Here is a 9,410-nt window from a genome sequence, read left to right on the forward strand (position 1 = left end):
CGGCAGGCTGGCGGCCGGCTGCATCGGCATGCTCGACCCCGGCCTGATCGTGCTTGGCGGCGGTGTCGGCAGAAACCCGCTGATGACAGAAAATGTCGAACGCGTCGCAGCAGAACTTGCGTGGCCGACACGGATCGCCGTCAGTTCGCTTGAAGACGGCGGCACGGCGCTCGGCGCCATGAAGCTAGCCGTCGACTACAGTCTCGGGCTGATGCTGCGCGAAGGCCGCCATCCGGCTGTCGTGCTGCCGCCATTGTCAGAGCTGGAGCGCTAGTAGTGGTCTGATTTGGAAGATACCGCGTGACCAGATCGCTTCTGGAGAACTGTTTGCGACTGCGACTACTACCGTTGCAGAGCGCGTGTCTCGACTCTGGGGGCGAAAAAGTGCCCACGTAATGTTTTGACCTGTTCGTCGGCCAACGTCCCTTGCTGCAGCCCTTGCCCGCGGTCTCCGGGCAGTCGGCCTTAGGTCTTACTAGGTCAGCCCGCCATCCAGCCGCCGTCCACCATCAGGTTGATGCCTGTAACGTAGCTTGCCATGTCGCTGGCGAGAAACAAGGCGGCTCCGGCCACGTCGCTCGGATGTCCAAGCCGCGGCCATGGCGTGCGCCTTCGCGAGTAATCGAGCGCGTCGGGTTCGTTGGCGACACCCGGCTTGCCGGTGACGATCTTGCCTGGCGCAATCGCGTTGCAGACGATCAGGTCGTCGGCGTGGTCGACGGCGATCTGCCGTGTCATCTGCACGATGCCTCCCTTGCTCACAGAATAGGGGAAGTCGCCCGGGCAGGCCACGATACCATGCTGCGAGGAGATGTTGATGATGCGGCCGCGCACATCGGTGACGGGCGCCTGGGTGAGCATCTGCATCACCGCCCGTTTCGAGCAGTAGAAGAAACCGGTCAGGTTGACGCCGATGACGCGCTGCCATTGTTCCGGCGTGGTGTCGATCAGATTGGTGCTGGTGTAAATCGCGGCGTTGTTGACCATCACGTCGAGCCGTCCGAACTGCGTGACCGTCGCATCGACCAGCGCATCGACGGCGCTCCAGTCAGAGATGTCGGTCCGGATGTAAACAGCACCTCCGCCGGCCGAGCGGATCAACTCCACGGTGCTCTTACCGCCTTCGATCGGCTGCTCGACCGTGTCGGCGATGACGACGCTCGCGCCCTCGGCCGCGAATTTCAGCGCGATCGCGCGGCCGATGCCGGAACTGCCTCCGGTGACGATGGCGGTCTTGTCTGCGAGGAGGGGCATGGTCTTCAGCTTTCCCGGGTGACGATGGTTCCAATTTTCGGGCCGATCAGTTTTCCCTCGCGCGCGATTTCGCGACCGCGCAGGAAGACGCTTGTCAGCCGCGCCTGGACGGTCCAGCCATCGAATGGCGTATAGCCCGCTCGCGACACCTGATCGGCATTGGCGATCGTGCTGGACTGGCGCGGATCGAGGATGAGGATATCGGCATCGTAGCCGGTGGCGATCCGTCCCTTGCGCCGGCCAAGCCCGAAGCGCTCGGCCGGATTGCGGGCGCACAGGCGCACCAGATCGGACAATGCGATCAAGCCTTCATCGACCAGTTTCAGCATGGTCTGCAACAGTGTCTGCAGCCCTGGCATGCCACCTGGAATGTCGGCAAAGGCCGCATAGGATGCAGCCTTTTCGATTGGCGCGTGCGGCGCGTGGTCGGTGGCGACGATGTCGATCAGTCCTCCGCTCAGCGCGGCGCGCAGCGCATCCACATCATGCGGCGAGCGCAGGGGTGGCGAGGCCTTGAGATTAGCGCCTTGCATCTCATAATCGCTGGCGGTGAAGAAGAGGTTCTGCGGCGTTGTTTCGACGCTGGCGTCGGCCATGCCGCGCAGCCGGCCCCACGTCTCGACGCCGAGTTCGGAATTGATCTGGCGGACATGAATTCTGGTTTCGGCAGAGGCGGCGGCGATGAGCGCCCGGGCGATGCCGTTGGCTTCGGCGAGTGGCGGCCGGCTGGCCTGAAAGGCGGCGATGGTGCCGGGGCGGTCGCGTAGTGTGCTGCCGGTCAGGATCGATTGATCGCCGGGCGAGATGCCGATCAAAGTGTCGCTGCCGGCGAAAGCCTTCAACGCCTCGGCCACGGCGTCGGACGTCGCGAAGAGGAAGTCATCGGGCACATCGGCGGTGAACAGCTCGAACGAGACCGGCGCCAAGTCCAGCACGCGAGGGATAAGCGACAGGTTGCGGCTGACGACGGTCTGCAAGCCGACATCGACATGTATGCGGGCCTCGGTCATCGCCATCTTGTCGGCAAGCTGTTCGGCTGTGGCTGTCCATGGCTCGTCGGTCGGCATGTCGAGCACCGTCGTCACGCCGCCAAGGGCCGCGGCATGCGTGCCCGAGGAAAAGTCATCCTTGTGTGTCAGTCCAGGCTCGCGCAGGTGCGCGTGCGCGTCGACCAGGCCGGGCAGCAGATAGGCACCGGCCGCATCGATGACTGTCCTGGCCGAGGCCGTCTCGCCAGGCTGGACAAGCGCCGCGATACGGCCATCGGTAATGCCCACATCGCGCCGCTCGAACCCTTCGGCGTTGACGATGGTGGCTCCCCGGATCAGGGTTTCGAACATGCCGTCTTGTTTCCGTTAGCCGCGCCGCTCGAAGCTGGCATGGCTCTCCAGCCAGAACCGGGCAATCTCTTCGCGGCGCATGAAGGCAGCGGCCGGGTTCTGCTTCACATGTTCGATCACCTCGCGCAGCCCGGACGCCCGGTTGGGTTGGCCCATCCAGCGCGCATGGATGCCGATCGTCAGCATGCGGCCGCCGGTCTCGTCGGCTTCACCGAGCATGTAATCGATCGCCGAGCGGCAATCCTCAGCGAAGTCGCGCGGTTTGCTGTAGCCCGGCGCCACCAGATAACGGCTGTCGTTGAGCGTCTTGGAATAGGGCACGACCAGGATTTCCGTGCCCCGATGGTCGAGGAAGTAGGGCAGGTCGTCATTGCAGGGATCGGAGTGATAGAGGAAGCTGCCTTCCTCGACGAGCAGATCGCGCGTGTTGACGCTGGGCAGCGAGCGGCAGTTCCAGCCGAGCGGCCGCCTCCCCAGTAGTGTCTCGTAAAGCCCGACCGCTTCATGCAGCTGGCGCTTTTCCTCGCTGCGCTCCATGGTCGTATAGTCGATCCAGCGTAGGCCGTGGCCGAGCAGATCGTGTCGTCGCGTCTTCATCCATTCGACGAAGGGCGGGTTGCGCTCCAGCGCCACCGCGCAAGCTGAGATGGTGATCGGGATGTCGTAGCGATCAAAAAGCCGTGCCAAGCGCCAGACGCCGGCGCGGCTGCCATATTCGAAATGCGTCTCGGTGCCGAGGTCGCGCACCGGCGGGCTCGAGGTGAGATTGTATTCGCCCCAATTGTCGTTGCGGCCATCTTCGAGCCAGGAATATTCCGAGCCCTCCTCATAGTTGAGCACGAGGTTGATGGCGAGCTTGACGCCGCCGGGCCAGGTCACGAAGGGCGGATTCGGACCATAGCCGACGAGGTCGCGCGGCTGGGGCGGTTGCGAGGCAGCGCTTGGCGTCATGGCAAATTCCTCTCATCTCGTTTCGTTGGCGGTTATCCAGTCCATGTAGGCGTGGAAGGCTTCCTTGCCCGGACGCGGCCGCCATGTAGTGTCGCGCAGGATGCGGGCGATGTCATACGCGCCCCACATGCCGCCCTTCAGTCTCACATCCTGGACGATATTGGCGTCTTCTCCTGGTGTCACTTCGGCCTTCAGGCCCGGCACGCGTTCCCTTGCCCAGCCGACGATCTCGCCGATGGTCTGGCTAGACCCGGAGCCGATGTTGTAGTGACGGTAATTGAGGCGCGGTGCATCGATCAGCGCGAGGATCGCGGCGGCAACGTCGGTCGAGACGATATAGTCGCCGACCGGCTCCAGGCTGTTCGGCCTGATCGTCTCGCCGGCTAAAGCCATATGTGCGACGCGGTTGGGAACATGGCGAAAGTTGCGGCTCTCGGTCGCGCGGTCCATCGGGCCGTAGACCGAAGCAAGTCGCACCGAGACCGCCGACAGGTCGAACAGGTCGGCATAGCGGTTGGTCACCATCTCGGAGGCGAATTTCGAGATGCCGTAGAGCGTCAACGGCGCGACATAGCCGTCTTCCGGCAGCGGCTCGCTGCTCCAGTCGGGGCCATTGTGACGGTAGACGGAGCCGGAACTGACATAGACGAAGCGCTTGAGGTCCGGTCTCTCTCGCGCCCAGTCCAGCATCCGCACGGTGCCCATTAGATTGACGTCGACGATGCGGGCCGGGTCTTCGGCCTCGGGCTGCCGTTTTGCCTCCGAGGCGCTGCCGCGCGAGATCGGCGTGATTGTCGCGCCATGCACGATCGCCGTGATGCCTTGCTCGTCTAGCGCCGCGGACCAGGCTTTCGGGTCGAGGACGTCGGCGGCGACCACTGTGAGCCGGTCGCGCACCGGGGCGAAATGCTTTTCGGCCGCCGCGTCCAGGCCGGACCGGTCGAGGATCACGGCCCGGGCTTGCGGATCGCGGTCGAGCCATGCGCGCGCGACCACGCTCATGACAAAGCCGGTGCCTCCGGTGACAAGCAGCGTCATGTGAACTCCTTCTAAGTTGAACGAACAGGATCAGCGCGTTGCATAGCCGCCGTCCACGAGCATGTCGGATCCGGTGACGAAGGATGCGTCCGATGACAAAAGGAAAGCGGCCGCCGCGGCGATCTCATCCGGCTCTGCGATGCGGCCGAGCAGATGGGCGGGGCCAAGACCCGCATTGGCGGCCTCGAAGTCCGGAAATCTGCGCAGCAGGCGCGCTGTCGCCACCGCGCCCGGCGACAGGCTGTTGACGCGCACATTGTCCGGCGCATGGTCGACCGCCATCGCCTTGGCGAGATGGATCAGCCCCGCCTTGGCAGCGCAATAGGCGACGGCATTGGCGGTGGCGACGCGTCCGAACTGCGAGCCGATGAACACCACCGAGCCGCCGCCACCCACCGCGATCAACGGCACCGCGAACTTGCTCATCAGGAACGCACCGGTCAGGCTGACGTCGAGTTCGCGGCGCCAGGACTGTTCGTCGAGATCGACGACGGTGGCATTGGTCGATGGCGCGGCGGCGTTGTGCACCAGTCCGTCCAGCCGGCCGAAGCGCTGCCTTGCGATGTCGACGGCGCTGCGAGCCTGCTCCGCATCGGTCACATCGCAGCCGCAGGCGGAAGCGGCGGCGCCGAGCTCATCGGCAAGGGCTTGCGCCGCCTCCAGCTCATAATCGGCGCAGATCACGCCGGCGCCTTCCGCGACGCAGCGCCGGGCAATGGCCGCGCCAATGCCGCTTGCGGCGCCTGCTATCAGGACAGCGCTGCCTTCGAGACGGTTCATCGCGGCCTCCTCAAACCCGTTCCTCGATACGTTGCATGACCGGCGCCGTGACCGGCCGGCGCAGAAGATTGTAGCAGGCGGCCAACGTGACCAGGGCAGCGCCGCCGCCGAGCAGCAGGAACATGGCGGGAGGTCCAAGATGCGCCATCAACCCCGCGGCGACGCCCGGCGTTGCCACATTGCCGATCGAGTAGAGCAGGAGCAGCGTGCCGGAGGCGGCGACCATGTGCCGGCTATGAAGCTGCGATGCGCCGAAGGCCATCGCCACCGGATAGATCGTCAGCGCCGTGGCGCCATAGATGAAGAACAGCACGAAGAGCAGAGGCACCGACAGGGTGCCGACCCAAGCGATCAAGGCGCAGGCCGTCACCGATACCAGCCCTTGCACCAGCAGTATCAGGCGGCGGTCGAAACGGTCAGAAAGCCAGCCGACCGGGGTCTGCGCCACCATTCCGGCAATGCTTATCGTGGTCACCAGCCAGACCGTGGCCGCCGCCGACAGGCCGATCTGCGTTCCGTAAAGAGGCGTCAGCACGAAGACGTTCATGTTGGTGATGCCGCCCTGGAAAATCGCCACGACCGTCACCGGCGCCAGCCTGAAGAGCGCCAGCGGTCCCAGCCGCCTGTCTGCCTTGGCTCCGGACGCGGGCGCCGGATCACTCGGCACCGAAGGCAGCGCCGGCCAGCGCACCCCGGCGAAGTTGGGCGCAAAGGCCACAAGCACCGTCGCCATCGCGACCAGAAACAGATGCGGAGATTGCGGACCGACCATCGCCACCAGGACCTGGCCAAGCAGCACGGCAATCGCCGTCGTCAGCATGTAGAGCGCGAATAGCGAGCCGCGATTGTGCTGTTCGGCATAGAGATTGATCCAACTCTCGCAGACGACGAACATCGAGGCCATCGACATGCCGCCGAGCAGCCGCAAGCAGAACCATGCCGGCATGAAGTCGGTAACGACGAAGCCCAGGGCCGACAGCAGCGCAGTTGCCAGGACCAGCAGGAATGTCCGCTCATGGCCGTAGCGGGTGACCAATGGACGCGTCACTAGGCATCCGATCAGGAAACCGGCCGGATAGGCGGTCAGCACGATCTGCACGGTTCCGGGATCGACGCCGGCTTTGCCGAGGTGGAACGACACCGCTGTCGTCAGCATGGCGCTGCCGATACAGGCGAAACAGACGCCTGCCATCATCGGCAGCGTTGCGCGGGAGCGCTCGGCGTTCTGCCAAAAGCGCATCGCGGATTGACCGATCGATCCCATGAATGCCGCGCCTGGCCGACTAGGACGGACGCCGGAGATCGCAAGCAGGATCGACAAGCGGCGCCGGATTCTTGTGCATTGCGACGGCTCCCCTTGGCAGTCACGCTGGCCGGCGGCTGCTCTCCCAAACAGAAGCTACACCCAGTCATGCCTGCTGCAAGCGAAGATTGACACGGCTATGGCGTCATTTTTTTTGGCCATCCCGGCGGCGGAAAACGGCGTTGCGCCCTGCGAAAGGCTTTACAGTCCTTTAGTGCGCTCCCTACGATAGGTCGCCTGTCAAAGATCGAGAGGGGACCCCGAGATGACGATCGAACGTCTTGAGAACGGCCAACGCTTTTGCCGGGTGTTGCGCCATAACGGCACCGTTTATGTTTCCGGCCTGACGGCGGACGACCTTTCAAGCGACACCACCGCGCAGAGCAAGCAGATATTCGCCAAGATCGATGCGCTTCTGGCCAAGGCCGGCAGCGACAAGTCGAAACTCCTGAGCGCTCAGATCTGGCTGCGTGACATCGCCGACTTCGACATGATGAATATGGCTTGGGATGCCTGGATCGACCGCAGCGCCATGCCGGTGCGCGCGACGGTGGAGGCGCGGCTTGCCGGCGACCAGTATCGCGTCGAGATCATGGTGACGGCGGCGGTCGGCTGACGCCGATTGGGGTGGGCAAACCGAATGCATGAGCTGGTGATCAAAGGCGGACGCGTTGCCCTCGACGACGGTTGGGCCGAATGCGATATCGCCATCGACGACGGCCGCATCGCCGCCACCGGGACGGGCCTGGCCGGCAAATCCTTGATCGGCGCCGGCGGTCGTTGGGTCATGCCGGGCGGCATCGATGCCCATTGCCATCTCGACCAGCCGGTCTGGGGCGGGGCCGGCAATGCGGATGATTTCGAATCCGGCACCATCTCGGCTGCCTTCGGTGGCACGACATGCATCGTCCCGTTCGGCATGCCGGGTCCGGAGATGAGCACCGTCGCCGCCATCGATCGAGCGCTCGACCGTGCCACAGGGCGCGCGGTGATCGATTACGGGCTGCACGCGGTGGTGACCATGGGCACCGGCCCGGATGTCGAGCAACAGCTTTCGCTGCTCGCCGGCCGCGGTATCGCGTCGGTCAAGCTGTTCATGACCTATCAGGGCTTTGCCGTCGATGACGATCTGTTCTTCAGGGTGCTCGATGCTGCCCATAGGCTTGGCTGGATCGTCATGGTCCATGCCGAGAACGATGCCGCCATAAGGCGCACGCGGCAGCGCCTGATCGATCTCGGCCGCACCGATATCCGCTACCATGTCGTTGCCCACAGCGAGACAATGGAGCGGGAGGCAACGCATCGTGCGTTGGCCTTCGCCGAAATGACCGGCGCGCGCATGACCATCGTCCACGTCTCCTCCTGGCAGTCGGCCGAGGAGGTGGCGCGGGCGCGCGGGCGAGGGGTGGATGCGATAGCCGAGACCTGCCCGCAATATCTGTTCATCGGCGCCGCCGACCTCGACCGGCCGGCCATGGATGCGGCGCGCTTTGTGTTTTCGCCGCCGCCGCGCTCGCCGCGCAGCCATCGGCATCTGTGGCAGGCGCTGATCGATGGCGGCATCGACCTGTGGTCGTCGGACCATTCGCCCTATTTCTTCGCCGACAAGATCGCTCGGTCGCAGACACCCGACTTCACCACCACGCTGAGCGGCATTCCCGGCATCGAGACTCGTCTGCCGCTGCTCTTCTCGGAGGGACTGCTGAGCGGCCGCCTGACGCTCGAGCGCTATCTCGATCTCACCTCGCGCAACGCCGCCGCGATCTATGGCCTGGCCCATGCCAAGGGGCGCATAGCGGTCGGCCTCGATGCCGATCTGGCGCTGTGGGATCCGACAGTGACCTGGACGCTCGGGCACCGGGCGCTGCATTCGCGTGTCGACTTCACGCCCTATGAGGGCAGGAGCGTGACGGGCAAGCCGACCACTGTGCTGGTGCGCGGCGTGCCGGTTGTCGCCGACGGCGAACTCCAGGTGCAGCCGGGGTTCGGACAGTTCGTAGAGCGCAGCGCCGCCGATCCGGCCCGCTCGGGAAAACCAGTCGAGGAGATGATGCCGTGGCTCGATGCCTGACTATCGCGGTCGCCCAGACCGGGCCAATCCAGCGCAGTGCGACGCGGAGCGAGACGGTCGATCGCCTCATCCACTTGCTGGAACAGGCAGCTTCCGCCGGGGCGGAGATTGCCGTGTTTCCCGAGATGGCGCTGACCACTTTCTTCCCGCGCTGGCGCATCGACGATCAGGCGGAGATCGACGCCTTCTTCGAAAGGGCAATGCCGGGGCCCGAAACGCGATGCCTCTATGATGCCGCCGCCCGCCTCAAGATCGGCTTCGCGCTCGGCTATTGCGAGATCGCAAGGGAAGACGGCCGCACGCGCTGTTTCAACACCATGGACCTTGTCGGCCCGGACGGGCGGTTCATCGGCCGCTACCGCAAGATGCATGTGCCGGGGTCGAGCGAGCCGGAGGAAGGCATCACCACGCATCTCGAACGTCGCTATTTCGAACCGGGCAATCTCGGCTTTCCGGTCTTCGACTATCGCGGCGTGCGTGTCGGCATGGCGATCTGCAACGATCGCCGCTGGCCGGAAACCTACCGCATGCTTTGCCTCAATGGCGCCGAGGTGGCCTTGCTCGGCTACAACACGCCACTGCTGCTCGACGAGGCGCCGGCGCTGGCGCATCTGCGAATGTTCCACAACCATCTGCCGATGCAGGCCGGCGCCTACCAGAACACGCTGTGGGT

At 64.8% G+C, this 9,410-nt stretch carries 9 protein-coding genes and 1 pseudogene; 4 read left to right on the plus strand and 6 right to left on the minus strand.

The window, feature by feature from the left end; translation table 11 throughout:
- Positions 1-274, plus strand: a pseudogene (locus tag EN906_RS12250) (ROK family transcriptional regulator); the annotation flags it as partial.
- A 206-nt stretch (positions 275-480) separates the two neighbouring features.
- On the opposite strand, the gene EN906_RS12255 reads toward EN906_RS12250, so the two are convergent.
- From EN906_RS12255 to EN906_RS12280, 6 genes are read right to left on the minus strand one after another with little or no spacing between them, the layout of a single operon-like run.
- Complete coding sequence (locus EN906_RS12255; protein WP_127267689.1) at positions 481-1,254, minus strand: SDR family NAD(P)-dependent oxidoreductase; 774 nt, start codon at positions 1,252-1,254, stop codon at positions 481-483.
- 5 nt (positions 1,255-1,259) lie between these two features.
- Positions 1,260-2,594, minus strand: a complete 1,335-nt coding sequence (locus EN906_RS12260; protein ID WP_127272625.1) for a dihydroorotase family protein — start codon at positions 2,592-2,594, stop codon at positions 1,260-1,262.
- 15 nt (positions 2,595-2,609) lie between these two features.
- Positions 2,610-3,545 (minus strand): polysaccharide deacetylase family protein, encoded by a 936-nt coding sequence (locus EN906_RS12265; RefSeq protein ID WP_127267690.1) that lies wholly within the window; start codon positions 3,543-3,545, stop codon positions 2,610-2,612.
- Between the two features lie 12 nt (positions 3,546-3,557).
- Positions 3,558-4,583, minus strand: a complete 1,026-nt coding sequence (locus tag EN906_RS12270) for an NAD(P)-dependent oxidoreductase (protein ID WP_127267691.1) — start codon at positions 4,581-4,583, stop codon at positions 3,558-3,560.
- Between the two features lie 30 nt (positions 4,584-4,613).
- Positions 4,614-5,363, minus strand: coding sequence for an SDR family oxidoreductase (locus EN906_RS12275; RefSeq protein ID WP_127267692.1), 750 nt, complete (start codon positions 5,361-5,363; stop codon positions 4,614-4,616).
- A gap of 10 nt (positions 5,364-5,373) precedes the next feature.
- Positions 5,374-6,627, minus strand: coding sequence for an MFS transporter (locus EN906_RS12280; RefSeq protein WP_127267693.1), 1,254 nt, complete (start codon positions 6,625-6,627; stop codon positions 5,374-5,376).
- Between the two features lie 304 nt (positions 6,628-6,931).
- On the opposite strand from EN906_RS12280, the gene EN906_RS12285 reads away from it, so the two are divergent.
- From EN906_RS12285 to EN906_RS12295, 3 genes are all read left to right on the plus strand, one after another.
- On the plus strand, positions 6,932-7,282 hold the full coding sequence (locus EN906_RS12285; protein ID WP_127267694.1) for a RidA family protein: 351 nt from the start codon (positions 6,932-6,934) through the stop codon (positions 7,280-7,282).
- 24 nt (positions 7,283-7,306) lie between these two features.
- Positions 7,307-8,737, plus strand: a complete 1,431-nt coding sequence (hydA, locus tag EN906_RS12290; protein ID WP_127267695.1) for a dihydropyrimidinase — start codon at positions 7,307-7,309, stop codon at positions 8,735-8,737.
- Positions 8,722-9,410: nitrilase-related carbon-nitrogen hydrolase (locus tag EN906_RS12295; protein ID WP_127375192.1), on the plus strand; the 689-nt coding region annotated here is incomplete at its 3' end. The genes hydA and EN906_RS12295, both read left to right, overlap by 16 nt.

The sequence above is a fragment of the Mesorhizobium sp. M7A.F.Ca.CA.004.06.1.1 genome (genome assembly GCF_003999135.1).
GTDB lineage: Bacteria > Pseudomonadota > Alphaproteobacteria > Rhizobiales > Rhizobiaceae > Mesorhizobium.

What these genes read in the sequence shown, in the direction of transcription:
- EN906_RS12255 (WP_127267689.1), bottom strand. Translation starts at nt 1,254, where the DNA reads ATGCCCCTCCTCGCAGACAAGACCGCCATCGTCACCGGAGGCAGTTCC.
- EN906_RS12260 (WP_127272625.1), bottom strand. Translation starts at nt 2,594, where the DNA reads ATGTTCGAAACCCTGATCCGGGGAGCCACCATCGTCAACGCCGAAGGG.
- EN906_RS12265 (WP_127267690.1), bottom strand. Translation starts at nt 3,545, where the DNA reads ATGACGCCAAGCGCTGCCTCGCAACCGCCCCAGCCGCGCGACCTCGTC.
- EN906_RS12270 (WP_127267691.1), bottom strand. Translation starts at nt 4,583, where the DNA reads ATGACGCTGCTTGTCACCGGAGGCACCGGCTTTGTCATGAGCGTGGTC.
- EN906_RS12275 (WP_127267692.1), bottom strand. Translation starts at nt 5,363, where the DNA reads ATGAACCGTCTCGAAGGCAGCGCTGTCCTGATAGCAGGCGCCGCAAGC.
- EN906_RS12280 (WP_127267693.1), bottom strand. Translation starts at nt 6,627, where the DNA reads ATGGGATCGATCGGTCAATCCGCGATGCGCTTTTGGCAGAACGCCGAG.
- EN906_RS12285 (WP_127267694.1), top strand. Translation starts at nt 6,932, where the DNA reads ATGACGATCGAACGTCTTGAGAACGGCCAACGCTTTTGCCGGGTGTTG.
- hydA (WP_127267695.1), top strand. Translation starts at nt 7,307, where the DNA reads ATGCATGAGCTGGTGATCAAAGGCGGACGCGTTGCCCTCGACGACGGT.